Source organism: Chthoniobacter flavus Ellin428 (assembly GCF_000173075.1).
Taxonomy (GTDB): Bacteria; Verrucomicrobiota; Verrucomicrobiia; order Chthoniobacterales; family Chthoniobacteraceae; genus Chthoniobacter; species Chthoniobacter flavus.
This window is the reverse complement of record NZ_ABVL01000002.1, coordinates 366,418-390,324: the sequence shown is the minus strand read 5'-3', so window position 1 is coordinate 390,324 and position 23,907 is coordinate 366,418. Positions and strand designations below refer to the sequence as shown.

The 23,907-nt window shown below is 62.5% G+C and carries 21 protein-coding genes and 1 pseudogene; 16 read left to right on the top strand and 6 right to left on the bottom strand.

Going from position 1 to position 23,907, the window contains the following annotated elements; all coding sequences use genetic code 11:
* Positions 1-4: 4 nt before the first annotated feature.
* Positions 5-466: a hypothetical protein gene (locus tag CFE428DRAFT_RS04535; protein ID WP_006978270.1), complete on the bottom strand. Its 462-nt coding sequence runs from the start codon at positions 464-466 to the stop codon at positions 5-7.
* A complete protein-coding gene (locus CFE428DRAFT_RS04530) occupies positions 454-1,755 on the bottom strand; it encodes an NAD(P)/FAD-dependent oxidoreductase (RefSeq protein ID WP_006978269.1) in 1,302 nt (433 codons plus the stop codon). The genes CFE428DRAFT_RS04535 and CFE428DRAFT_RS04530 overlap by 13 nt, the downstream gene beginning before the upstream one ends.
* Positions 1,756-1,954: 199 nt before the next feature.
* Between CFE428DRAFT_RS04530 and CFE428DRAFT_RS04525 the strand changes: the two genes are divergently transcribed.
* The 11 genes and pseudogenes from CFE428DRAFT_RS04525 (at position 1,955) to CFE428DRAFT_RS04475 (ending at position 11,306) form a co-directional block, all read left to right on the top strand.
* Positions 1,955-2,731 carry a polysaccharide deacetylase family protein gene (locus CFE428DRAFT_RS04525; RefSeq protein WP_042724372.1) on the top strand — a complete coding sequence of 259 codons (777 nt, stop codon included), beginning with the start codon at positions 1,955-1,957 and terminating at the stop codon, positions 2,729-2,731.
* Positions 2,732-2,735: 4 nt separating this feature from the next.
* Entirely contained in the window at positions 2,736-3,389 is a 654-nt protein-coding gene (locus tag CFE428DRAFT_RS32955) for a lysophospholipid acyltransferase family protein (protein WP_006978267.1), read from the top strand.
* Positions 3,389-4,030, top strand: coding sequence for a lysophospholipid acyltransferase family protein (locus tag CFE428DRAFT_RS04515; RefSeq protein ID WP_006978266.1), 642 nt, complete (start codon positions 3,389-3,391; stop codon positions 4,028-4,030). The genes CFE428DRAFT_RS32955 and CFE428DRAFT_RS04515 overlap by 1 nt, the downstream gene beginning before the upstream one ends.
* Positions 4,031-4,294: 264 nt before the next feature.
* A complete protein-coding gene (locus CFE428DRAFT_RS04510) occupies positions 4,295-5,164 on the top strand; it encodes a patatin-like phospholipase family protein (protein WP_006978265.1) in 870 nt (289 codons plus the stop codon).
* A gap of 38 nt (positions 5,165-5,202) precedes the next feature.
* Positions 5,203-5,475, top strand: a complete 273-nt coding sequence (locus tag CFE428DRAFT_RS04505) for an acyl carrier protein (RefSeq protein ID WP_006978264.1) — start codon at positions 5,203-5,205, stop codon at positions 5,473-5,475.
* A 5-nt stretch (positions 5,476-5,480) separates the two neighbouring features.
* The gene (locus CFE428DRAFT_RS04500; RefSeq protein WP_006978263.1) at positions 5,481-6,848 is read left to right on the top strand and encodes a hypothetical protein; all 1,368 of its coding nucleotides are present in this window, start codon (positions 5,481-5,483) and stop codon (positions 6,846-6,848) included.
* A pseudogene (locus CFE428DRAFT_RS40910) lies at positions 6,845-7,630 on the top strand (FAD-dependent oxidoreductase); the annotation flags it as partial. The gene CFE428DRAFT_RS04500 and the pseudogene CFE428DRAFT_RS40910, both read left to right, overlap by 4 nt.
* A gap of 22 nt (positions 7,631-7,652) precedes the next feature.
* Positions 7,653-8,093 carry an FAD-dependent oxidoreductase gene (locus CFE428DRAFT_RS04490; protein WP_006978261.1) on the top strand — a complete coding sequence of 147 codons (441 nt, stop codon included), beginning with the start codon at positions 7,653-7,655 and terminating at the stop codon, positions 8,091-8,093.
* Complete coding sequence (locus tag CFE428DRAFT_RS04485) at positions 8,080-9,420, top strand: class I adenylate-forming enzyme family protein (RefSeq protein WP_006978260.1); 1,341 nt, start codon at positions 8,080-8,082, stop codon at positions 9,418-9,420. The genes CFE428DRAFT_RS04490 and CFE428DRAFT_RS04485 overlap by 14 nt, the downstream gene beginning before the upstream one ends.
* Positions 9,417-10,661 carry an NAD(P)/FAD-dependent oxidoreductase gene (locus CFE428DRAFT_RS04480; protein WP_006978259.1) on the top strand — a complete coding sequence of 415 codons (1,245 nt, stop codon included), beginning with the start codon at positions 9,417-9,419 and terminating at the stop codon, positions 10,659-10,661. Before CFE428DRAFT_RS04485 ends, CFE428DRAFT_RS04480 begins: the two co-directional genes overlap by 4 nt.
* A gap of 3 nt (positions 10,662-10,664) precedes the next feature.
* Positions 10,665-11,306 (top strand): class I SAM-dependent methyltransferase, encoded by a 642-nt coding sequence (locus CFE428DRAFT_RS04475; protein WP_006978258.1) that lies wholly within the window; start codon positions 10,665-10,667, stop codon positions 11,304-11,306.
* A 364-nt stretch (positions 11,307-11,670) separates the two neighbouring features.
* Here the strand turns inward: CFE428DRAFT_RS04475 and CFE428DRAFT_RS04470 are convergent, their stop codons facing one another.
* The gene (locus CFE428DRAFT_RS04470) at positions 11,671-14,061 is read right to left on the bottom strand and encodes an MMPL family transporter (protein WP_006978256.1); all 2,391 of its coding nucleotides are present in this window, start codon (positions 14,059-14,061) and stop codon (positions 11,671-11,673) included.
* Positions 14,048-14,713 (bottom strand): LolA family protein, encoded by a 666-nt coding sequence (locus CFE428DRAFT_RS04465; protein ID WP_006978255.1) that lies wholly within the window; start codon positions 14,711-14,713, stop codon positions 14,048-14,050. The genes CFE428DRAFT_RS04470 and CFE428DRAFT_RS04465 overlap by 14 nt, the downstream gene beginning before the upstream one ends.
* Before the next feature lie 191 nt (positions 14,714-14,904).
* Here CFE428DRAFT_RS04465 and CFE428DRAFT_RS04460 point away from each other — a divergent pair, with 191 nt between their 5' ends.
* The 5 genes from CFE428DRAFT_RS04460 to CFE428DRAFT_RS04440 all read left to right on the top strand — a co-directional run bounded on the left by CFE428DRAFT_RS04460 (position 14,905) and on the right by CFE428DRAFT_RS04440 (position 22,112).
* Entirely contained in the window at positions 14,905-16,476 is a 1,572-nt protein-coding gene (locus CFE428DRAFT_RS04460) for an NAD(P)/FAD-dependent oxidoreductase (protein WP_006978254.1), read from the top strand.
* Positions 16,477-16,493: 17 nt separating this feature from the next.
* Positions 16,494-18,935 (top strand): DUF1592 domain-containing protein, encoded by a 2,442-nt coding sequence (locus CFE428DRAFT_RS04455; RefSeq protein ID WP_006978253.1) that lies wholly within the window; start codon positions 16,494-16,496, stop codon positions 18,933-18,935.
* Complete coding sequence (locus CFE428DRAFT_RS04450; RefSeq protein WP_006978252.1) at positions 18,932-20,224, top strand: DUF1552 domain-containing protein; 1,293 nt, start codon at positions 18,932-18,934, stop codon at positions 20,222-20,224. Before CFE428DRAFT_RS04455 ends, CFE428DRAFT_RS04450 begins: the two co-directional genes overlap by 4 nt.
* 190 nt (positions 20,225-20,414) lie before the next feature.
* Positions 20,415-21,545, top strand: coding sequence for an LptF/LptG family permease (locus tag CFE428DRAFT_RS04445; protein WP_006978251.1), 1,131 nt, complete (start codon positions 20,415-20,417; stop codon positions 21,543-21,545).
* Between the two features lie 84 nt (positions 21,546-21,629).
* Positions 21,630-22,112, top strand: a complete 483-nt coding sequence (locus tag CFE428DRAFT_RS04440; RefSeq protein ID WP_131989094.1) for a BC1872 family protein — start codon at positions 21,630-21,632, stop codon at positions 22,110-22,112.
* Positions 22,113-22,119: 7 nt separating this feature from the next.
* Here the strand turns inward: CFE428DRAFT_RS04440 and CFE428DRAFT_RS04435 are convergent, their stop codons facing one another.
* Entirely contained in the window at positions 22,120-23,217 is a 1,098-nt protein-coding gene (locus CFE428DRAFT_RS04435) for a type IV pilus twitching motility protein PilT (protein WP_006978249.1), read from the bottom strand.
* Positions 23,218-23,238: 21 nt separating this feature from the next.
* Positions 23,239-23,859: a hypothetical protein gene (locus tag CFE428DRAFT_RS04430; protein WP_006978248.1), complete on the bottom strand. Its 621-nt coding sequence runs from the start codon at positions 23,857-23,859 to the stop codon at positions 23,239-23,241.
* Positions 23,860-23,907 lie beyond the last annotated feature (48 nt).

Below are 23,907 nucleotides of genomic sequence, written 5' to 3'. Positions count from 1 at the left end.
CGCCCTAGCGGCTGAACTGAAAGACGAAGCGCTGATTGTCGTTCGGAAAATCCACGAACAACATGCCGAGCTGGCCGCCGCTGTATTTCGCCTGGGTGTGCGGCGCATTCGGCTGGGCGAAGGAATCGCGCAGTTTGAGCCACGGGCGCAGGGGGAGTGGAGCCGAGCCGGGCGCGCCCTGCCAGGAGCCGTGGACGAGGATGCCCTCGGCGCGCGAAGTCGCGGCATCCTGGCGCACGGACATCAGCGGCAGCCCGCCGCCCTTGATAAAATCGAGCTGGAACTCATCCTTGCCGCGTTGTTGCACCACCACGTCGCCGATGAGCGTGCGCTTGCGATTGGAGAATTTCAACTGGCCGATATGCGCCTTCCACGAGGCATCGGGCTTCGAAAAGGAATGCGGCGTCTGGCAGCCGGTGAGCAGCACAGCCAGCGCAAGGAGGCCGGTGAAAATCAGGGAACGCATGTCGAGGCGGTTGGGGCGGTGGAGGTCGAAGTCGTGGGTGTGGGAATGAGGCTGAGGCGGGGCACGAGCGTGGCGAAACGCTGCAGGAAAACGACGAGATAGAAAAGCTGCATGCGCCACCATACGGCGAAGCCGCCATTGATATTGCCGGCGAGCACGGCGTTGACGGCTTCTGGAAGCTGAAAGTGCCGGGTCGGCGAGCTGATGACTTCGATGAACTCGTGCTGATACCAGGAATTCACGAACCGTAGATAGAGATCCATCACGCGGTTCAAGCGCTTCTCGTAGACCGCGAAAAGGCCCGCCCTTTTTCCCGGACGATCGAGCGAAATGTGGATGGCATCCGCCGCCTGTTCACCCGAGGCGATGGCCAGGAAGACGCCGGTGCTGAAGACAGGATCGATGAAGCCGGCGGCATCGCCGGCCAGCATCCAGCGCGGGCCGACGAGGCGCGTGCTGCGGTAGCTGTAGTCGCCGGTGGTATAGACCGGGGTCACACGCTTCGCAGAGGCGAGGATATCGGTGAAATGCGGTTGCTCGCGGAAGCCGAGTTCCAGCGCGTCCTCGGGTGACATCTTCCACTGCTTGAAATTCGTGGTGTCGGTGACCATTCCGATGCTGGTCTTTGTATCGCTGAGCGGGATGACCCAGAACCACCGGTCCCGGGCGCGGACCATGCGCGTCAATGTGCAGCCATCCTCGCCGGGTGGGCGGCGGACGTTTTCGTAATGGGCGAAGACGGCGAATTTATTGAGATGGGCGTAGCTCTTCTTGAGCCCCTGTTGCGCACCGATGACGGTGTGCCGGCCGCTGGCATCGATGACATAACGGGTGCGCAGGGTGGGGGCGTCCGGCCCGGCGAGGCGGACGGTCGCGCCGTCATCGTCGAAATCGACTCCCTGCACGGCGACTTCCTCGCGGATTTCGGCGCCGCTTTTCGCGGCATTGTCGAGGAGCAGCTTGTCAAACCCAGCGCGCTCGACCTGATAGGAGCGGTGGTGCGCGAGGCGGAAACCGTCGCGAAAGTGGAAGATGACGTGGCTTGTGCCGCAGGCGGTGATGAGCTCGGCACCGTGCTTGGGCTGGGCGGTGCGATCAAGCTCTTCGCGGATGCCGAGGCGATCGAAGACCGGCATGCTGTAGGGGAGAAGGGATTCGCCGATGTGAAAGCGGGGGAATTTCTCGCGCTCGAGCACCACGACGCGGCGTCCGGCCCTGGCGAGCAGGCAGGCGGCTGTGCTGCCCGCTGGGCCGCCACCGATGATCGCGACATCGTAGATTTCGTTCATGAGAGAGATGCAGAGTACACGGTGAGCGACATTGCTCAATGGGAACGTGCGGTGGCGGAAGTCGTTACTTCTGTTCTTAATCTTACTCTTAATCGTAATCTTAATCTGATTCCGAAGTCCGCGGAGGGATTAAGATTAAGAGTAAGATTACGATTAAGAGTTTTCGCGTTGCTCAAACGTTGTCTATGCTCCGCGCTCCGTGCCCGCCCCTGTCACACCCACATCCTGGATTCGCCCGTGTCTGCTTACAGCGAATTTTGCCGCGCCGTTGGTGCTCTTCGGCACGCACTTTCGGTATCCGTGGCTGGTCGCGACGGCCGTGATCGTGCATGCCTGCTTTTTCTACGCGATCGTCGCGCCCTCGTGCGGATGGCTCGTAGCGGTGGCCACGCGCTTCCGGCCCAAGGGCAGCGAGGTGTGGTTGACGATCGATGACGGGCCCGACGGCGAGGCCAGCCTGCGACTGAGCGAGGAGATGTCGCGCCGCGGAGTGCAGGCGACGTTTTTCGTGAAGGGCCGGAATCTGCAACGGCAGCCGGAAGTGGGCGCTGCGCTGGTAGCGGCCGGGCATTCGCTGGCCAATCACACCCAGACGCACCCGGCGCATCTGTTTTGGTGGTTACGCCCGGGGCCGCTGCGCCATGAGATCGACGCCTGCAACGAAGCGCTCCGCAGCGCGGGCGTATCGGTCATCCGCTGGTTCCGCTCGCCGGTGGGGCTGAAGAATATCTTCCTTGAACCGACCCTGTTGCGGCGCGGCATGCGTTACGTGGGCTGGAGCGTGCGTGGGAAGGATGGGGTGACCTGCAATCCCGATGATGTCGCCCGCCGTGTGCGCTCGAATGTGTCGCCCGGGGCGATCGTGCTCCTGCACGAGGGCCGCGAACGCAGTAATGAAGCCATTCTCCGGGTGATCGATGAATTGCGGGAGCGGGGATATTCGTTCGTGATTCCCGCGGACGAGCAACTGGTCTGAAGCCGTGTTCTATTGGATCGCGCGGTTCAAACTGCGCTGCATTGCTTTCTGCACCATGCGTATTCGGGCCTTCGGGCTCGAAGCGGCGCGACGCCCCGGTGGCTGGCTGCTGGCCTGCAGTCATGTGAGCCACCTGGATCCGTTCTGCGTCGGTTCGCAATTGCCCCGCCGGGTGAGCTGGATGGCGCGGATCGAATTCTATCGGCGTGGCTGGACGCGTGCCCTGCTCGACGTGATGCACGCTTTTCCGGTGAATCGGCAGGGCGTGCCGGTAAAGGCGATCAAAACCGCGCTGGAGCGATTGAAGCAGGGAGAAGTTGTGGGCGTCTTCCCCGAGGGGGAAATCAAGGCAGGCGAGGAATCGGTGTTGCGCGGCGCGAAGATCAAACGCGGCGTTTGCCTCCTCTCGACGCGGGCGAATTGTCCGGTGCTGCCGTGCGTGATCCTCGGGACCGACAAGCTGAACGCGGTCGGCCCCTGGCTGCCGGCGAAGCGCGGGCGGCTGTGGCTGGCGTGCGGCGATTTCATCGAACCGGTGCAAGGCCCGGACAAACACGCCGCCCGGGCGGAAATGGCGGCTCGCATCGAGAAAGCGATGGTGGAGCTTTACGCGCGCCTGCGGCGCGATTACGGACTCGAGGACTCGATTCTGCCATAATGAGTAGTGAGCTTTTTTACCGCGCGGTGCGCGCCTTCGGGACCGCCATCTTTCGCCTGGCTTCGACGCCGCGCATTTTGCACGCGGAGCGCGTGCCGGCGACCGGGGCTTGCCTGCTGGCGGCGAATCACACCTGCGCTTACGATGCACCGCTGCTCATCGCGGCGACCCCTCGCATGATTCATTGGCTGAGCATCGTGGAAATATTCCGCCACCCGCTGGCGCGCTGGTTTCTGACCGCATTTGGCGCGCTGCCACTGGATCGCAGCAAGGTCGACACGACGACGGTGCGCAAGCTGGCGCGGCTGCTCAAAGCCGGAGAGGTCGTGGGCATTTTTCCCGAAGGGGGCATGCGCTTCGATGAAGACTCGGTGCTCGCATCGGGCGGGATCGATTCCGGAGTATGTAAGCTGGCGCAATTGGCCGGGGTGGCGGTGTTGCCGTGTGTGGTGCTGGGCGGGGAGCAATTCCGGCGATGGACGAATTGGCTGCCTGGCGCGCACACACCCTGGACGGTCGCCTTTGGAGAGCTAATTCCGCCGCGCATGGACCCAGATCGCGCCGCCGCGCGGGTGGCAATGGCCGAGGAGATTACGCAGGCGTTGCGGGCATTGCGCTTGGAGGTGATAGGATATGCATAGGGCACAGATGAAACATACAAACGGCTGTCATCCTGAGCGAAGCGCTCGTGGGCCAGCGGAGGGAGCGCGTAGTCGAAGGATCCGGCCGCTTTACCAGCGATTCGCGCTGGAAATGGGGTGGAGTGGCCTGCGATCGTCACCGACAAAGCGAAGAAATACCCGGCGCTGCTCGCCAGTAAAGCGGCCGGGTCCTTCGACTGCGTGCCCCGCCACCTTGCCGCCGGGGCACTCCGCTCAGGATGACATCGGGGAGGGGGCGGCGCGATGAGCGGGGAAGCGAAATCGATCGGCGGGCACCGCGTGGCGTTGTGCCTGAATTCCTCCTTTCTGGGTTACTTTGCCCATGCGGGATTTTTGCGGGCGTTGCTGAATTTGGGAGTCCGCCCGGTGGCGGTGAGCGGGGCTTCAGCTGGGGCGCTTGTCGCTGGACTGTTCGCCGCGGGCATTTCTCCCGACGAGATGCTCCAGATCTTCGCCTCGCCGGAACTACGCAAGGTCTTCCGCGAACCTGGCGCGCCTTTGCGCGGCTTTGCCACCATCTTGAATCTGCCCGGTCACACCGGCGCCCTGCGCGGCGAACGGGCCGCTGCCCTGTTGCGTGAGAAGTTGGGCACCCGGCGCATCGAGGAGTGCCAGGCGCCCAAGCTGGCCCTCTCGGTCACCAATCTCTCCGCCGGTCGCAGCGAGGCCGTGACCTCCGGCCCCCTGGCCGAACTCATCCTCGCCAGCGGCGCCTTTCCCGGGGTCTTCGCCACCCGTCCGGTGGAGGATCACTGGTTCTGGGACGGCGGGGTGGCCAATGCCCTGCCGTTCGACCACTGGGTCGACGATCCGGAAATCGACACCATTCTCGTGCACATCGTGGCCAATCCGGAGGAACTCGCGGTACGTCAGGGCGGCCGGCCCCGGCGCATGTCCCACGCCGTCAATCTGTCGCACCAGATCATTTGTGATGAACTTTTTCGCCTGAAAAGCGATCTGGCGCGTCGTGCTGGGAAAAAGATAGTGATATTACGTACATTTTCCCCACGCCCAACCTTGTGGAACCCGGCCAAGGTTGGGGCCGGTTGCGTAGAGGTGGGTGCGGCCACTGTGGAACAAAATCGGGCGGCCTTAAGTCAACTGGCGTCTTGACGGCCCCGGAGTCATCCATTAAGCACCGCGCGCAACTGATGGCCACGCAACCCATTCCACAACAGGGAACCCTGGAACAACAACTCGTCCAACTCGTCAGCGAACGCCTCCTTGAGACCCAACCGGGCTTCAATGCGGACAGCAATCTCTACGACTCGGGGCTGGATTCCATGGCCATCATGCAATTTCTCATCCTGATCGAGGAAGAATACGGGGTGGCGTTGCCCGAAGGCGAATTGACCCGGCAGAATTTCAGCACTGTGCGGAGCGTGGCCGGTCTCGTCCGGGCCCGGATATCGCCCTCAGCCTAGGGCGAATGGCTACCGCCGACAGTGGCGTGACGCGGGTGCCCGTCCGCGTGGCGGATTGCTTTCTTCTCGCGCACGACGATTTTATGCGCCGGACCCGTCAGGGACGGCACATCACCCAGTCGATCATTGAGCTCGACCGCTTGCCCGATGTGGCGCGGTTGCGCCCGGCTCTGGCTCGGCTAGTGAAGAAGCACCCGCTACTTGTCGGGCGGCTGCGGCGCGATTGGAAGACGTGGCTGCCGTATTGGGAAGTGCCCACGGCTCCGGATCGTGGCCTGCCACTCGGGCTTTGGCGCGAACGTGGTTCGGCGGGCGTTCTGACCGAGGCTACGGAAGTGGCGAAGACGATGGAACTGCTGCAGGACATCATGACCCAACCGCTGGAGGTGGAGGGGATTCACTTCAAGGCCCGGCTCGACATCGTGGAAGGCCGGGATGGGGGTTGTTGTGCGGCGCTGTCGTGGTCGCATTTGCTCATCGATGGCAAGGGCGCGGAGTTGCTCCTCGCGGAAATCGGCCGGCTTTGCGACGGTGTGGACGAACCGTGTGATGTGAAGGAGCCGGTGAGGCCGGAGATGACCTTCCAGGAGAAGATCAAGAAGACCAAGGCAGCGGTCTATCGGCTGGAAGATTTGGCCAAGATCGGCGCGCCTTCGCTGGCGGGACCGCGACCGCGCCGGGGGCGGGGACACTACCAGGTGATCACCCTCAGCGCAGAGGATTCGGCGAAGCTGAATGCGCGCGTCGAAGGGATGGCCGGGGCACTGTTTCCCATGACTTTTTACGTCGCCTGCGCCGCGCGGGCGCACGATCGCGTGTTCCAGCATCGCGGGAAGCAGCACAAGGGCTATGTGGTCAGCGTGCCGGTGCAGACACGGAAGCGCGGGGCGCGCGGGCCGCTGTTTCACAATCAGGTCTCGATCTTCTTTTTCAGCGCGGTGCGCGAGGCGCTGGGGACGATCGAGGCGGCGACCGCGGCGATGAAGCAGCAATTCGCCGAGATGACCCGTGGCCGGTTGGACGAGTCGTTTCTTGTGGTGCTGGAAATGATGATGCGGCTGCCTTCCTGGATGTTCATGAAGGTCGTCCGGTGGCAGTTTAAGGGCGAGATGTGCTCGTTTTTCCATTCTCACACCGGCGCGTTTGCGCCGGAGATGATCGAGTTCGCGGGGGCGAAGATCACCAATGCCTATCACCTGCCGTGCCTGGCGACGCCGCCCGGCACAGGGCTGTTTTTCTGCGAGCGAGAAGGACAGGTGAATATCACACTGACGTGGCGCGAAGGCTGTTTGTCGGATGAAGAACGCCGGTTGATGCTGGAGCAGACGATGGAGGATCTCTTCGGCGAACCGCGACCGGACCTCATCCCATGAACTTCGACGTCGTCGTGGCCGGCGGTGGAAGTGCGGGACTGGCAGCCGCGGTGGCAGCGGCGCGGTTGGGCGTGAAGACCTTGCTCGTGGAGCGGAATGGGCTGTTGGGGGGGATGGCATCGGCGGCACTAGTGCACTCGATTTGCGGGCTTTACCGATTGCCGAAAGGTGACAGCGCACCGGTGCTGGCGAATGCCGGCTTTGCCGCGGAATTTGCGCGGCGTTTGGTAGCGGAGGGCGGCGCCAGTGATCCGGTGCGCATGGGGCGCGTAGAGGTGCTGCTGCAGCGACCAGTGGTGTTTGCCGCCCTGTGCGATGCCATTGCGCGCGAGACGCCGAATTTGGAAGTGCGTCTGCAATCGGAGATCGTGGCGGCGGATGGAGATTCGATCACGCTGGCCTGGCGCGGTTGTGCGGAAAGGATCGGGGCGAAGCTTTTTGTCGATGCCACGGGCGATGCCGTGCTCGCGGCTTTGCGCGGTGCGCCGTGCGAGATGGAGACCGCGCGATTGCAACGGCCCGCCTATATTTTCGCGCTCGGTGGAGTTGAAGCTGGCCAGCTCGGCGACGATGCGCGGTTGCGGATCGCGCGGCAGATTTCCCAAGCCGTGAAGGCGGGGGCGCTTCCGAATGCCGCGCTGGGCGCGCATTTGCGCGAGAGTCCACAGGTGGGAGAAGTATTCGTGACGATCGATCTCGAAGGTGGGCCGGATTTCAATCCGCTGGAAGCGGGCTGTCTCTCGCGCCTGGAAAGCGAAGGTCGCGCGGTGGCCCGGCAATTGGCGGCATTTCTAAAGGCGGTCGATGGATTGGAGAAAAGCTACATCGCGACCTGGCCCGCTCGCGCCCGGAGTGCGGGAAAGCCGGCGTATTGTCGGACGTTACCGGCTCGAAGCGGTGGACATCGAGACCGGTGCGCAATTCGAGGACGCCGTGGCTTTCGCCGCCTGGCCGATGGAATTGCGCGAGACCGCGACCGGCCCGCGCCTGCGCTTTCCGACCGGCGAAGAACCGTGCGGCATTCCATTGCGGGCGCTGCAAGCGCGCGATGACGATGCGCTCCTCATGGCGGGCCGTTGCATTTCCTGCAGCCACGAAGCGCAGGCTTCCGTGCGGGTCATCGGCACGTGTCTGGCCACGGGCGAAGCTGCGGGACTTGCCGCTGCGTTGAAAGTTCTCCACGGTGCATGTGACGCGGCGGCGGTGAACGCAGCCCGCGAGAAGATTGCTCATGAACATAGTTGAACGGATTTTTCGGGACGCCGATCGAAAGGCCATCGCGCTGATCGGCGAAGGGCAGGAAGTGACCTACGGCCGCCTCATCGAAATGACCGATGCCGCGGCGCAACGCATCGCCACCTCGCGTGCCATGCGCGTGGGGCTCGATTGCCCGAATGGCATCGCTCACGTGGTGCTCGCCCTCGCGATCGTCCGCACAGGGAAATGCCTGGTGCCGATTGCTGGCGAGCTGTCGGCCCGGGAGCGTGAGCGGGTGGTTCGTGAGACCGGTGTCGGGGCGATTGTCGATGGGAATGGAGAGATTCGCGAGGTGCCGGTCGCGCCGGATCTCGGCTTCGATCAAGCAGCGCTTGCGGCGCTGAATCCCGCTTTCATTCGCTTCAGTTCCGGCACTACGGGCACGAGCAAAGGCGTGGTGCTCTCGCACGAAAGCCTCCTCGCGCGGGTGACGGCGGCGAACCGCGGACTGGGGATCGGCCCGGCGGATCGCATCGTGTGGATTCTGCCGATGGCCCATCACTTTGCCGTGTCGATCATGCTTTATCTGCTGCACGGCGCGACGACGATCATCGAAAATTCGCACCTCGCGGAGGACGTGCTGACCGCGGCTACGCGGCATGGCGGCACGGTGCTTTACGGCGCGCCGTTTCATCACGCGCTGCTCGCCTCGGAAGGCTCCGGTCGCGCGTGGCCGACGCTGCGCCTCGCCGTCTCTACCGCCGCGGCGCTGCCCCCGGGCACTGCGGAAGTGTTTGCCCAGCGCTTCGGGCTGCCGCTCTGCCAGGGACTGGGGATCATCGAGGTTGGTCTGCCTCTGTTGAATCTCCAGCGCCCGCGCGAAAAGCCGACTTCGGTCGGTTGCCCGTTGCCCGACTATCGCGCGGAAGTGCGCGGGGAGGGGGAACTTTTTCTGCGCGGTCCGGGCATGTTCGACGCCTATCTGCATCCGTGGCGTCCACGCGTGGAGGTGCTCGAACAGGGCTGGTTCCGCACCGGTGATCTCGCGCGCATCGATGAAGACGGCGACATCCATCTCCTCGGACGCAGCCATTCGGTGATCAATGTCGCGGGACTAAAATGTTTTCCCGAGGAAATCGAGGCGATCTTGTGCGAAGTCCCCGAAGTGAAACGCGCCCGCGTCACCGGCAAACCGAACCCACGTTTCGGCGCCGTGCCGGTGGCGGAAATCGTCCCGCGCGACCCGGCGAATCCGCCGAAGATTTCCGCCCTGGCGTCCTATTGCCGGGGTGCCCTGGCGCGGTATAAAGTGCCCGTCGAATTCAAGCTGGTCGAGAGCGTGCCGCTCACGCCCAGCGGCAAAATCCAAAGATGAAGCAGCAAATCAAAACCGTCGGTATCGTCGGCAGTGGCCCCTCGGGTGCGACCCTCGCGTCGCTCCTTGCGCTGAAGGGCGTGGACGTGACCATTTTCGACGACGGCCGCCGGCCCGATCTCATCGTCGGCGAATCGCTCATCCCTTCCATCATTCCGGTGATGCGCAAGTTGGGCTTGGAGGAACGCGTGGCGGCGATCTGCCAGCACAAGCCCGGCGTCACCTTTACCTTCGGCCGCGACCAGGCGATCGATTTTTGTTTCGATTCCGTGGAGGGCGTTCTCCCGACGTATTCCTACAATTCACCGCGGCCCGCGCTCGACCGGCTTTTCGACGAGCGCGCGGATGAGCTCGGCGCGAAGCGCGCCAGGGTGCGCGCCAAGGTCGAGCGTGTGGGCCAGGATGGCCTCAAGCTCGCCGACGAAACGCTCGCAGCGGCGCCGTGGCTGAATGGCCGGCAGCCCGATCTGCTCGTCGATTCCACGGGGCGCGCGCGGCTCTTCGCGCGCACGCTGGAGATTCCCGCCGAGGTCGGCCCGCGCAGGGACGTTGCTTATTTTGCGCACTACGAGGGTGTCGCCGCGCACCCTATCGAGGGGCAGGTGGTCATCGGCCGCATGGATCACGCGGGCTGGAGCTGGCGCATTCCGCTGCGCGATTGCATGTCGGTGGGCATCGTCCTGAACAAGGATGACGCCGCGCAACTTGGCGCCACGCCGGAGGAACGGCTCGAGGCGGCGATCGATCGCGATTCGCAGCTTTCCGACGCGGGCAAAAATCGCCGGCGCATCAGCGAAGTGGCCGTTTATACGAACTACCAGCTTGTCTCCGAGCGCGGCCATGGGCCCGGTTGGGTGATGACGGGAGACGCGTTTGGCTTCGTCGACCCGATGCTTTCGCCGGGAATGTGGCTGGCGCTGCGTTCCGCCGAAGTGCTCACCGAGAATCTCGACAATCTGCCTGCTTACACGCGCGAGATGCGCAAGCTCATCAAGGCGTGGATGGATCTCGTCCAATACTTCTACGACGGGCGGATGTTCGCGATGTATCACACCGGCGCGTATTTCGAACGGACGTATCCGGGCAAAATAAGCGACACGATCAAGTATCACGTCAACCGCCTCATCGCTTCCATGGCCGCGGGGGCGACGACCACGTCGGTTTTTTCGCGTGGCTTCATCAAATTCATGGCGCGCCACGGCATCCGGAAATCGAATCCGGTGGAATTGGCCATTCGTTGAGGTGTGATCGCCGAACGCATCGCCGAACACTTCGAAGGGCGGTGGCTGCAAGGCTACGCGCGGGGCAAGTTGCGCCGCGATCCGGTCTTCGCGGCGGCGTTTGATCTGCTGAAGGATTCGCCGCTGCCGGTGTTGGATGTCGGTTGCGGGATTGGGTTGTTTGAATTCTACGCGCGCGAGCGTGGCTTTCGGCCGCCGCTCTTGGGTGTCGATTTCGATGCGGGGAAAATCGCCAAGGCGCAGCACATCGCTGGGCGGGCGTATGCGGATATTCAATTCAAAGTAGGCGACGTGCTTTCGACCGGAGATTTTCGCGGGCACGTCGTGCTTTTCGATGTGCTGCATTATCTGCCGGCCGAACGGCAGACGGAGTTGCTGAAGCGTCTGATCGGCCACGTCGCGCCGGGTGCGCTCTGCCTCATCCGCGCCACGCCACGGGATACGAATTGGCGGTTTCGCGTTACGCAGGTGCAGGAGTTTTTGCTGCGCGCGAGTTCGTGGATGAAATCGAGCGTGCGGCATTACGCGACAGGTGAGGAGATCGCCGCGCCATTCCGGGAACGCGGGTTTACCTGCGAGACCTATCCGCTCTGGGGCCGCACGCCATTTAATAGCCATTTCTTCGTCTTCCGCGCGCCGGGGTAATCACGCGATGTCATCCCGGAGCGCTCGGCGTGGCTGCGCGCAGCGCCCCAAAAAAAGCGGTCATCCTGAGCGAAGCGGGGAAGCATGGGCGGAGTCGAAGGACCTCTGACTTCCGAGGGTTTTCGTGCGGAGCCATACGGCTTGGCGGGCATTTACGCGCCCGTCATCGCTCGTCGCGCCATAATTTGCGAAGCATGGGTGTCCCGAATCTCGCAAGCAGTCCGCTCGAAAACCCGCAGAAATTGGAGGTCCTTCGACTCCGCCCGTGCTTCCCCGCTCCGCTCAGGATGACGGCCTTTTTTGGGGGCGCTTCGCGCATCGTGCCGTGTGCGCAGCGCGAATATCGGCTCTGCGTTTTCGGGAACTACCGCGGCATCTCTTCCACCGCGCGCGCATGCGGGTGAATCCAGGCCCACACCCGCGGCAGCAGGAAAAGCGAAATGAGCGCATCGAGCACGAGGCCCAGCGCGCAGGTCTGGCCGAGGCTGGCGAGGCCGATGTGATTGGCCCAACTGATCGTGCCGAAGCCCGCGGAGGCGGAGAAGGCGCAGAGACAAATGACCAGGCCGAGTTCGCGTTGTGCGGCGGGGGCGTCGCCGCCGTTGCGCTTCATGGCGAGGAGCAGAAGGATGCTGTAATCGGTGCCGGTGCCGAGGAGCAGGAGCAGCGCGGCGAGGTTGAAGAAATTCCAGCCCATGCCGAGGAGCGACATCGCGCCGGCCAGGCAGGCCAGGACGAGCGCTGTGGTGAGGACAAAGAGCGCGACCGCGCGAATGCTGCGAAAGGCGATGATGAGCAGCAAGATGACGATCGCGCTGAGCGCCATGATCACGTGTCCAAACTCGCACGGGATGACGTGCCGCAATTCGCGCCCGAGCTGATTCCAACTCACGAGCCACGTGCCCTCACTCTGTACCGCCGCGGTTAATGCGTCCTCGTGGCCGGGCATGGGTGTGACCATGCCGAGCGCGAGCAGTTGATCGCCTTCGTGGCTGGCCACACGGCGGAAGATCCAGCGGCTGGTGTCATTCGTCGGCCAGAGCGGCGTCGGCACATTCGCCCACGCGGCCCATTGCTGGAAGATCGCTTCATCGAGGACGAACGCCTCGTCCTTGAAACCCGCCGCCACGGCGCGTTCGCGCAGGCGCGGAATTTCTTTGGCCAGCGGCGCGAGCAGCGGAAGATTGGCGCGCTGATTTCCAACGGCTGGCCAAAGCGGGAGCGCGGTGCGGAAGCTCTTCACCTCGCCGCGTGCCTCGGCGGCGGAGAGGCTGTTCTCGGCCAGGCGCAGGCGTTTGAGCACTTCGGCTTCGTCCTTGCCGGCGACCACGAGACTGAGCATGTCGCGATCGTCGGTGAGCCGCGCGTAGAGGCGATCGAGCGCGACATAGGCTTCGCTTTTGCGCGGGCGCAACGTGCGCGCGGAGAAATCGGGCTGCGGCAGACCTTTCACGGCCAGCACGCCGAGCAGGAAGAAAACGATCACCGCGGTGAGAATCGCGCCCTTGCGCCAAAAACCCGGCGTGACGAAGAGACGCTCGATGATCGAGGGCGGGCGACCTTCCTGACTGCGATGAAAGCGCATGGTAAGTCGCGCATAGATCGTGAGCATGACGATCGCGCCGAAGACGACACCGATACCCACGAGATTGCCGAGCTGCGACAGCCCGGGGAGGCTGCTGAAATTGAGCGCGAAGAAAACCGCCGCGGTCGTGCCCGAGGTCCACGCGATGTTTTGCACGCATTGCCGCTGCAATTCGCCGACGGTGCCGCGGTGATGGAGCGAGCGTTGATAAACGAAGTAACCGTAGTCCACGCTCAGCCCGATCATGATCGCCGCGCAACCCACGCCGATGACGGTGAGCTGGCTGAGGAAGAGTCCCGCGGCGGCGAGCGAGAGCGTGAAGATGAGCACGAGCATCGCCTGCAGCTCCATGAGCGGCCGCGCGCGCCGGTAGCAGAGATAGAAGATGAGCGCGATGACGAGCAGGGTGACGAAGCCGGAGGAGGTCATGTCCCATTCCATGCTGCCGGAGATATCGGCCACGAACGCGGGTTCGCCAGTGAAGCCGAGGTGGATCGCGGAATCGGTGACCGTGGCGTGGGCGATTTGCTTGATCTGGTTCACCCACGCGATGGCCGCCTTGTAGTTCGGGAAATTGTGCGCCGAGACGACGTAAAGCACGCGGAAGGTGCCGTCAGCGGAAGAGAATTCCGATTGCTGCGCGGTGCCGGCGAAGGAACCGAGGTCGCCAAGCGCGCCGGCGACATTGTAGGGATCGTAACTGAGCAGCGCCACTTCCTGCGGGGAGATGGATTCGCCGAGTTTCTCCACGCTGGACTTGAGCGTGGCGTCGGCTTGTTCGGGCGACAGGCTGTTGACCAGCGCGCGGATTTTCTCCGGCGGCTGGTTGAGGACGAGGAAGGCGAGGAGTTCGGAGAGATCGGCGGGGCGTTTCTCCCAAGGCGCCCGGGCGACCGCGCGCTGGACGAGATCGGGATGTTTCGAGAAGGCGTCGGCGAGCGCGTCCGCCGTCGACTCGGCGAGTTCCGAAGTGGGCGCCTCGACAGTGACGATCAGTTCCTTTGGCTGGGAGAAATGTTTGAGAAAAAGCGAGAGCCCTTTGACCTGCGGCAGATGCGTGGGCAGCAGCTTGAGGATGTCGACGTTGAAACTGATGCGCGAAAGCCCGGCGCCGGTGAAGACGAGCAGCGCGATGATGATGGCGATCCAGCGAGGCTTAGTTTTTTCCATCGACCACCTCGTAACCCGTGAAATCGTAATCGAACACGTGCCGGTCGATCTTTTGGTTCATGCGCACGTTGGTGAAATCGCTGCGCATGGAGGAGCCGTCACGCGTGGCCATCTCGAAGGAGAGGAGATGCCCGGTGGTGGTATCGAAATCGAACTTGATCGCCTGGAGCATTTTTTTCGCCTGGGCATCGCGCGGGAGGATCTCGAGATGGCAATGGTCGTCCGTCACGGTCACCGAGAGCGTTTCGAATTGGCGGTTGAAATCGGCGAAATCCTTGGCGATCGGGAAATTGATCATCGCGAAGCCCATCGCGCCCCCTTTTTTGGCGATGGAGTCGGCTTTGTAGCGCTCGGCCCTCTTCCTGGCGGGTTGGATGAGGTAATAGGTGTCGCCCTTGCGGATGACGATGGTCTTGGCGGGCTCGCCGAGCTCCCAGCGGAGGGAATCGGGCATCCCGAACCACATGTGGCCCGGCGTGGCGATGGGGCTGCGCAGGGCGCGCAGGGCGCGGGTCTGGGTGAAATCGGCCTGGACGGAGTGAAGGTCCTCCTGCTTGGCGAGCCACTTCTTGACCGGGGTCATATCGAGCGGTTCGGCGGCCAGGGCAGGCCAGGCGCAAAACAGGCAAAGGAAGGGGAGCAACGAACGCATGAAAATGGGAGCGCGGAGGTTCGGACGGGAAGCCCTGCCGGTGCAATCGAATAATTATTTTCAGCCGCGGCCGGCTTCTTCGGCTCCGTGCTCCGCCCACCTCACCGCCGGAGCACTCCCCTCGTATCTCTGTGAACCCCGATAATTTGCATTGGCGGAATACGCCAGGCGGCGCAAATTCGCCCATCATCATGTCTTATGACGTCGTCATCATCGGCGGCTCGCTCTCTGGGGCCGCCACCGCGACCCTTTTGCGCCGCGAATCCCCGAACCTGCGCATCCTCATCATTGAGCGGGCGGCGCATTTTACCCGCCGGGTAGGGGAGGCGACGGTCGAGATCAGTGGTTACTTTCTGGGGCGGGTCATGGGCTTGGCCAGCCATCTGAACAACGAGCACCTCATCAAGCAGGGCATGCGCTTCTGGTTTGCCAATGGGCAGACCCAATCCCTGGAGGATTCCAGCGAGATCGGCCCGAAATACCATGTGCGCCTGCCTTCCTGGCAGCTCGACCGTTCGGTGGTGGATGAAGAGCTTTTGCAGCGCGCGGTGGCCGGCGGGGTGGAACTGCGGCGTCCGGCCCAAGTGACCGCGGTGCGTCTTTCGCCCGGTGGCGAACAGGAAGTCGATGTGAAAACGGCCGACGGGATCGAGACGATCCGCTGCCGCTGGGTGGTGGATGCTTCCGGCGCGGCCGCCATGCTGGCCCGGCAGGAAGGCTGGCTGGTGCCGAATACCGAGCACCCAACCGCGGCCGCCTGGGCGCGCTGGCGGGGCGTGAAGGATTGGGATGGGCGCGATCTTTCGGAGCGTTTTCCCATGTGGGCCCAGCGTTGCCTCGGCTCGCGCAATACGGCGACGAATCATATCGTGGGCGATGGCTGGTGGAGTTGGTGGATTCCGCTGAAGGGCGGGGACGTGAGCGTCGGCGTGGTTTTCGATCAGCGCCTGGTGAAATTCCCCCAGAGCGAGGCCAAAAAGCTGGGCGATCGCATCCATGAATTCCTTGCGCAGCACCCGGTCGCCCGGGAGATGCTCAGCGAGGCGGAATGGATCGAGGGCGATGTGCATTGGCGGAAAAATCTCGCCTACCATAGCCGCACTTTTGCCGGCGATGGCTTCGCGCTGGTCGGCGATGCCGCGGCGTTCCTCGACCCACTCTACAGCCCGGGGATGGATGTCATTTCCTTCACCTCCACCGCCACGGCGGCACTGATCGCCGCGCAGCAGCGAGGGGAGGCGCTGGCGCCGCTGCTCGAGCAGCACAATGCCAGGTTTACGCAGAGTTATCGGCGCTGGTTCGAAGCGATCTACAAGGACAAGTACGAATACCTCGGCGAATACGACCTCATGCACCTGGCCTTCCGGATGGATCTGGGGCTGTATTACCTCGGCATCGTCTCGCAACCGTTCAAATACGGCGCAAGCATCCTCTCACTGCCACCCTTTTCGGTGCCGGTCTCCACGCCGGTGTATCACTTCATGCGCTTCTACAATGCGCGCTTTGCCGCTATGGCGCGGAAACGCCGGGAACGCCGCGTGTGGGGACGAGGCAATTCGCGGCAGCAGTTTCTGTTTCAGAGCTTTTCGATCAGTCCGAGGGATCTCCCGCGGATTGCTGCTACCGTGGCGCAATGGCTCCTGCTGGAATTGACGGAAGGCTGGCGGAGCTGGTTTGGCGGCAACCGGACGACGAAAATGAACGAGCCGGTCCCCAATACCGGGTCCACAAGACCGGTTGAGGCCAAGGCCGAAAGCGTTTAGTATGACCGCTTTCCAGAATGAAGCGCCTTTCCCTCCTTGCCCTGCTTCTGCTCGCTGCCGGCTCCGTTCATGCCGCCACCGCGCGCAGTGAGTTTCTCGAGAATTACTGCGCCGATTGTCATGACGCAGAGAGCAAGAAGGGCGGCTTGAATTTCGATGCGTTGGCGTGGCACCTCGATCAGCCCGGTAATTTTGACGAATGGGCCAAGGTCTACCGTCGCGTGACGCGCGGCGAGATGCCGCCAAAGAAGAAGGAGCAGCCGAAGCCGGAGGAGGCGAAGGCCTTTCTCGCCAGCCTCGGGGGCGATCTGCGCGGCTTCGATTTCGCGCGTGAGGCGTCGCGCGGCCGCACGGTCTTGCGCCGGCTGAACCGCGTGGAATACGAGCGCACGGTGCAGGATCTTTTGGGCATCCATACGCCGCTGGCCGATATTTTGCCGGCGGATACGCCGGCGCACGGCTTCGATACCGTGGCCGATGGCCTGCGCCTCTCGATGCTGCAGATGGAAAAGTATCTCGAGGCCGCCGATGTGGCGCTCGACGCCGCCATCGTGCTCGGCCCGGCGCCCGCTGCGAAGGAGGTCCACTGGAATCCCAAGGAGGACAAGGAGGTGCGCAAGAACCTGGATACGCCGCCGGGGACGCTTTCGAATCCCAAGGATCCAAAGAGCGGCCACCATGTGCTCTTTCTCGAACTGCCCGATGCGGTGGTCTATTTCGATCGCGGTTACCCTTCGGCTACGGTCGCGGGCACGGGCTCGCACCCGGCGGGGTTGTTCAAGATTCGCATCAGCGCCTACGGCTACCAGAGCGTGGGGCACACGATTGCCATGCGAGTCTACCGGGACAACTACCGGGAGAAGCAATTGATCGGCTGGTATGAAATCTCGGCGGACAAGCCGCGTGTGATCGAGATCGTCGCGCAGCTTCCGGCGAACCAGCACATCCGGATCGAGCCAACCTATACCGGCGTCGATGAAAAAGGGCAGGGCGTGTATAACATCGGCCCGAAGGAGCTGAAGGCCCCGGGACTGGCCCTGCAGTGGGCGGAGATGGAAGGGCCGCTGGAACCGGAATGGCCGCCACGCAGTGTGGGCAAAGTTGTCGGCGATACGCCAGTGACCAAGCTCGACGAGCACAAGAACAAGAATAAGAACGTGGCCTATGAAATCGCGCCGGAGGATCCGAAGGCTGAAGCGCACAAGGCGCTGGAGACCTTTGCCGCGCGGGCCTTCCGCCGGCCGATCGATCCGGGCGAAATCGACCGCTTCGAGCAGCTCACCGATGCGGAACTCGACGGTGGCGCCAAATTTGTGCCCGCCTTGCGCGTGGGCTTGCGGGCGATTCTCACCGCGCCGCAGTTCCTGTTCTTCGAGGAACGCGCGGGCAAGTTGGACGATTACGCGCTGGCTTCGCGACTTTCTTATTTCCTGTGGAGCACCTTGCCGGATGAGGAACTGCTGAATCACGCGGCCAATCACACGCTGTCGCAACCTTCCGTGATCCACGCGCAAGTCGAGCGCCTGCTCAACGACCCGCGTTCGCAGGCTTTCGTCCACGATTTCACCGGCCAGTGGCTCGACCTGCGCAACATCGACGCCACCACTCCGGACAAGCGGCTTTATCCCGAGGCGGATGAGTTGCTCATCCATTCCATGGTCGATGAGACGGAGAGCTTTTTCGCCGACATCCTGAAGGAGAATCTGCCGATCACGAATTTCGTGCAGTCGAACTTTGCCATGCTCAACAGCCGCCTCGCCGCCCACTACGACATACCGGGCGTCCAGGGAGAAGAGATTCGCAAGGTGACATTGCCGCCCGATAGCGTGCGCGGCGGTCTGCTGACCCAGGCCAGCGTGCTGAAGGTCACGGCCAATGGGACGACGACTTCACCCGTCCGCCGCGGCGCATGGGTCATGAAAAAGCTGCTCGGCGATCCGCCGCCGCCACCACCTCCAGGGATCGGCGCGATCGAACCGGACACGCGTGGCGCTACGACCGTGCGCGAGCAGTTGGCCAAGCATCGCAATTCCGAAACGTGCGCCGCCTGCCACAGCCACATCGATCCGCCCGGCTTCGCCCTGGAGTCCTTCGATGTCATCGGCGGCTTTCGCGAGAAGTATCGTCAGCAGGACAAGGGGCAACTGATCACCTTGAAAGACAGTCCGGATCCCCGTCTCTATGCGCACGTGGGTCTGCCCGTGCAGTGCGATGGCGAACTCGCGGATGGGCGTCCTTTCGCCAATATCCAGGACTTCAAAAAACTGCTGCTGGAAAATCCGAACCAAATTGTCGAGGCGCTCGCCGGTAATCTTGTTACTTACTCGACCGGTGCGGGCATCGGATTTGCCGACCGCTTCACGGTCGAGGAGATCGCGGCCAACACCCAGAAAGAGGGTGGCGGTCTGCGCACCTTGATCCATCAAATTACCGAAAGCCCTCTTTTCCTGAACAAATGAAACCGATCCTCTCTTCTGTTCCTGCCGCGCCGATTTCCCGCCGGGCATTTCTCCGTGGGACCGGGGTGGCGCTTGCACTGCCGTTTCTCGATGCCATGTGGCCGCAGCGGGCGGGGGCGACGGAGACGGCGATTCCGAAGCGTCTGGTGGCGGTATGCACCAGCCTGGGCATTTACGGCCCGGCGCTGTTCCCAAAGGAAACGGGGCGCGATTACGCGTCCACGCAGTACCTCGATATCCTCAAGGAGCATCGGAACGAGTTCACGGTCTTCTCCGGGCTCTGCCATCCCGACCAGGCGGGGGCGGATGGGCACTCCTCGGAAATGACGTGGCTGACCTCGGCGCGGCATCCCGGGCTCGGAGGCTTCCGCAATACGATGTCGCTTGACCAGTTTGTGGCGGAAAAGATCGGCGTCGAGACGCGTTTTCCGTCGCTGACCATGGGCACGAGCGGCGTCAGCCAGAGCTACACGCGCAGCGGCGTGATGATTCCGGCCGACTCGTCTCCGTCGAAGATTTTCGCGAAGCTCTTCATCGAAGGCTCCGCGTGGGAGGTGGAGCAGCAGATGCACAAGCTGCGGGAAGGGCAGAGCATCATGGACGCGGTGAGCGACGAGGCGAAGCGCTTCAGCGCGCGGGTCGGCGCGGCAGACCGCGACAAGCTGGACGAATATTTTACCTCGGTGCGTGAGATGGAGCAGCGCCTCGTGAAGACTGAGGATTGGGCGAAGAAGCCCAAGCCGAAGGTGGATGCGAAGCCACCGGAGGATATCAAGAACGAGGCGGACCTCATCGGCCGCATGCAATTGATCTTCGAGCTCGTGCCGCTGGCCGTGCAGACGGATAGCACCCGGCTCATCACCATTCTTGTGCAAGGGCGCGGCGACGTTCCGCCGATCGAGGGTGTCTCGATGGATCACCACAATCTTTCCCATCACGGCCAGGACCCGGAAAAGATCCGGCAGCTGGAATTGATCGAGACCGCCGAGATGGGCGCGCTGAACAAGCTCTTCAACGCCCTGAAGCAGAAGACCGAGGCGGGCACTCCGCTGATGGACAACACCATGGTACTTTTCGGCAGCAACCTCGGCAACGCCAATAGCCACGATTGGCACAACCTGCCGATCCTCCTCGCTGGGGGTGGGTTCAAGCACGGCCAGCACATCGCTTATGACGCCAAGGAGAACACCCCGCTCTCCAATCTCTTCGTGCAGATGCTGCAGAAGATGCACGTCGAAGCGGATCAATTTGGCAGCAGCACGGCGACGAGTGTGCCGGGATTGGTTTGATGCGAGATCTGTCGAGGGCCGGGCGCGCGATTGCCGCCGGGGGCATTGACTCCGAACCGGTTTCGCTGAGGCCGGCTGAAGCGCACGACACCCGGGGCCCCCGGCGAGGACTGAATCCTAGCAAGGGTGCCACGTTCGTGGGGCAAACTGCTTGCTATCGTAATGAAGCGCGGCAAAGAATGGGCCGTCTGTGAAATTAATTGATCGTTACGTCGGCGGGCAACTGCTGGTTACATTCTCGCTGGCTGTATCGGTGCTGAGCGTGGTGCTCGTGCTGGGCAATATCTTCAAGCAGTTGCTCGATCTGCTGGTGAAGAACGACACGCCGTTGGAAGTGGTCGTGAGCTTCCTTTCGTATATCCTGCCGTTCTCGCTGTCGTTCACCATCCCGTGGGCATTCCTGACTGCGGTGCTGCTGGTCTTTGGCCGCCTGTCCGCCGAGCATGAACTCGTGGCCTTCCGGGCCAGCGGCGTCAGCATTCCGCGGCTGTGTTACACCGTGTTTTTGCTCGCGGCGGCTTGCGTGGCGACCTGCTTCTGGATCAATATCGACGTCGCTCCCCGCGCCCAAGGGAAGATGAAGGAAGCGCTTTATAACGTCGCCGTGACCAACCCGCTCGCCATGTTCGGCGCGGACCTGGTGATCGATTCGTTTCCTAACAAAAAGATCTACCTCGAGAGCAGCAACGGGCCTGAGCTTCATAACCTGCTGGTCTACGAATCGAACGACGACAATCTGCTGCTGAAGGTCATCTTCGCACGCCGCGGCTTGATCGAGACGGATGGGGAGAAGAAGCAGTTGTTGTTGCACATTTACGATGCGACCTACGAGGCGCGCGATGACGACGACGTGGAGAATCTGCTCAAGATCAAGCAGGGGATCACGATGCGGGAAGCCACGCTCCCTATTTCCCTCGAGGAGCTGCATAAGAAATATCATAAGGGCGGTCTGCCCAGCATGACGACCGGCGCCCTGCTCGATCATTTGAGCGAAAAGACGGAGTCGACCATGACTGAAAAGGAGCGCATCGAGCAGCACTCGGCGACGATCACGGAAATCAATAAACGCTATTCGTTTTCCCTCGCCGCGATTTGCTTTGCGCTCGTCGGCGTGCCGCTGGCCATCACCGCGCACCGCAAGGAAACCTCCATCGGCTTCCTCATCAGTCTTTGCGTGGCGCTGGTCTATTACTTCTTCATCATCATCGCGAATACGGTACGTGAAAAACCGCAGTGGCACCCGGCAGAGCTCGTGTGGGTGCCTAACATTTTGTGCGTCGTTTTCGGCGGCTGGCTCTTCTATCGAATGAGCCGGCGCTAAGAAAAAATACGTTCACCTAAATTTTTCTTTTGAAAAATTGACTTGGGCAGGATAGCGATGGAAAAGCCAAACGGAACTCTGCCCATGAGGAACGATGAAGCCCATGTCAAGCTACGCGTAGCGAGCTTGAAGGAATTGGATGCCTTGGTCGGGAAGTATTTGACCAAGGAAGCCCCCCAGGTTTTCTGGGAGGAGGAACACGCGTGCCTGCGCTTCGAGTCGATCGAAGAAGCGCTCGAGGCCATGCGTGATCCCTATTTCCAGTTGTTCATTCCCGAGGATGCGCGGGCCAACACGGCGTTGAAAGAGGTGCAGGAGTTTCGTGCTTATTCTTCGGACCTTGCGCTCGCTTGGGAAGTGGTGGAACGGATCAGCCCACACTCGGAGCCGTTGCACATTCGGTGCGTGAGCGGGATCTGGTACGCTTGCTTTGGATCTCTGCCTGAATCAAGTTCCAAGTCCGCCCCGGTGGCGATCTGCCTCGCCGCGTTGCGTGCCCACGGAATGGACGTGGACTTTTCGGCGGACTGGAAGTCGATGCCCGGAAGCGACCGGGCGGTGGCTTAAGAGACTGCTAACCGCGGGCGCTGAGAATCCGCCGGCTCTCGCTGAGAATCACGCCTTGGAAGCGCATCTTGAGGGCCTCGGGGGTGGGCGAATTGGCCATGGCTTCATCCGGAGTGATGATGCCGGCCTTGGCCATGTTGTAGAGCGCCTGGTCGAAGGTCTGCATCCCGTCGCCGGTGCCCAGTTCGATGGCGCCGATGATCTTGTCGAGGTTGCCGCCGTGGATGAGCTTCGCGACGGCGGCGGTGTTGAGCAGTACTTCCACCGCTGGGACGATCACGTTCTGCGGCGTCCGCACCAGACGTTGGCAAACCACGGAGTGAAGTGTGGTCGCAAGTTGCTGGCGGGTCGGCTCCCGATCCGGACCGGGGAAGAATTCGAGAATGCGCTGGATCGATTTCGCCGCATCCACGGTGTGCAGCGTGGCGACAACGAGGTGACCGATGTTGGCCGCGCTGATCGCCGCGGTCACGCTGGAGCTGTCGCGCATTTCGCCAATGACGATGACGTCGGGATCCTGCCGGAGCACGTTTTTCAGCCCCGTGGTGAAGGTCCCTGTATCGATACCGACTTCGCGCTGTTCGATGACCGACTGCTTGTCCTCGAAGATGAACTCGATCGGATCCTCGAGTGTGATGATGTGCTTCTTCGCGGTGATATTGATGTGCTCGATCATCGCGGCCAGCGTGGTCGACTTGCCAGAACCGGTGGCGCCGGTGATCAAGACGATGCCGTGGGTCGCCTCGGCGATCTTCGGAATGACCGGCGGGAGGTGCAGTTCCTCGAAGAGACGCACCTTTGCCTTCACCACGCGTAGCGCCATGACGTAGCCGCTGCGCTGCTGGTAGACGTTGATACGAAAGCGGCCGACTCCCGGCAGACTGTAAGCAAAATCCACCTCGTGATCCTGCTCGAGTCTCACGCGCAGATAGTCGGGAACGATCTTCGCCAGCACGCCGGTGAACCATTCGGCGGTGGGCAGTGGGGCCTCCACCGGCACGAGATCACCGGTAATGCGGAAGATGACCGGGCTCTCGACCTTGAGATGGACATCGGACGCGCCGGCTTGCACAGCGCCTTGCAGGATGCGGGAGAAGATTTCCATAGAGGGGAACGAAAACGCGGATCAGCGTGCGGCGGCGGCGAGCAGTTCGTCGAGGTGATCGAAGCAAATCTGCGACCACGTCTCCATGGAGTCGCGCCGCGCGGCGAGTTGGGCGCGGTCGAGGAATTGCAGTTCGGTGATCATGGCCTCGCCCTTTTGCACGTCCGGTGTTTCGAGCTGGAAGATGTGGACCACGCCGAGATGCACGCGACCGACGTCGTTCGAATCGTCGTTGAGCAGGGCGACGGCGCGATTCTGGTAGCGGGCGCCAAGCTTCAGTTCCTCGCCGACTTCGCGCTGGACGGCGGCATCATAAGCGGCGCGATCGAGCGCGAAGAGTCCTTCGTCGTGGTCGTTCATGTGACCGCCGATGCCGATGCTGCCCTTGGCCACGAGTCGCTGTTCGCCGGCTTTTTTTCCGCGGACATAATGCAGGACACGGCCTTCGTGGACGAGCAGCACGTAGGGAATGATCTGCTTCAGCGACGGATCGGTCTCCGCCGGGGGGCGCGGGGTGAAAAAGTTGTTCTCCCGGGCGAGCAACGCCGGGAGGTAACGGTCGATTTCAAAATTCAGCCCTTGGAAGGCCCCGAGTTCATCGAAGAGCGCACGGCGCACGACCAGGATCATTTCATCTGTCATGGCGCGAATGGAACGCGAGGACGGGGCGTTTGGCAATGTCTCTCCGTA

Coding starts and splice junctions, on each gene's coding strand:
- CFE428DRAFT_RS04535 (WP_006978270.1), bottom strand. CDS start 466: ATGCGTTCCCTGATTTTCACCGGCCTCCTTGCGCTGGCTGTGCTGCTC.
- CFE428DRAFT_RS04530 (WP_006978269.1), bottom strand. CDS start 1,755: ATGAACGAAATCTACGATGTCGCGATCATCGGTGGCGGCCCAGCGGGC.
- CFE428DRAFT_RS04515 (WP_006978266.1), top strand. CDS start 3,389: ATGAGTAGTGAGCTTTTTTACCGCGCGGTGCGCGCCTTCGGGACCGCC.
- CFE428DRAFT_RS04510 (WP_006978265.1), top strand. CDS start 4,295: ATGAGCGGGGAAGCGAAATCGATCGGCGGGCACCGCGTGGCGTTGTGC.
- CFE428DRAFT_RS04505 (WP_006978264.1), top strand. CDS start 5,203: ATGGCCACGCAACCCATTCCACAACAGGGAACCCTGGAACAACAACTC.
- CFE428DRAFT_RS04500 (WP_006978263.1), top strand. CDS start 5,481: ATGGCTACCGCCGACAGTGGCGTGACGCGGGTGCCCGTCCGCGTGGCG.
- CFE428DRAFT_RS04490 (WP_006978261.1), top strand. CDS start 7,653: ATGGATTGGAGAAAAGCTACATCGCGACCTGGCCCGCTCGCGCCCGGA.
- CFE428DRAFT_RS04485 (WP_006978260.1), top strand. CDS start 8,080: ATGAACATAGTTGAACGGATTTTTCGGGACGCCGATCGAAAGGCCATC.
- CFE428DRAFT_RS04480 (WP_006978259.1), top strand. CDS start 9,417: ATGAAGCAGCAAATCAAAACCGTCGGTATCGTCGGCAGTGGCCCCTCG.
- CFE428DRAFT_RS04470 (WP_006978256.1), bottom strand. CDS start 14,061: ATGGAAAAAACTAAGCCTCGCTGGATCGCCATCATCATCGCGCTGCTC.
- CFE428DRAFT_RS04465 (WP_006978255.1), bottom strand. CDS start 14,713: ATGCGTTCGTTGCTCCCCTTCCTTTGCCTGTTTTGCGCCTGGCCTGCC.
- CFE428DRAFT_RS04460 (WP_006978254.1), top strand. CDS start 14,905: ATGTCTTATGACGTCGTCATCATCGGCGGCTCGCTCTCTGGGGCCGCC.
- CFE428DRAFT_RS04455 (WP_006978253.1), top strand. CDS start 16,494: ATGAAGCGCCTTTCCCTCCTTGCCCTGCTTCTGCTCGCTGCCGGCTCC.
- CFE428DRAFT_RS04450 (WP_006978252.1), top strand. CDS start 18,932: ATGAAACCGATCCTCTCTTCTGTTCCTGCCGCGCCGATTTCCCGCCGG.
- CFE428DRAFT_RS04440 (WP_131989094.1), top strand. CDS start 21,630: ATGAGGAACGATGAAGCCCATGTCAAGCTACGCGTAGCGAGCTTGAAG.
- CFE428DRAFT_RS04435 (WP_006978249.1), bottom strand. CDS start 23,217: ATGGAAATCTTCTCCCGCATCCTGCAAGGCGCTGTGCAAGCCGGCGCG.
- CFE428DRAFT_RS04430 (WP_006978248.1), bottom strand. CDS start 23,859: ATGACAGATGAAATGATCCTGGTCGTGCGCCGTGCGCTCTTCGATGAA.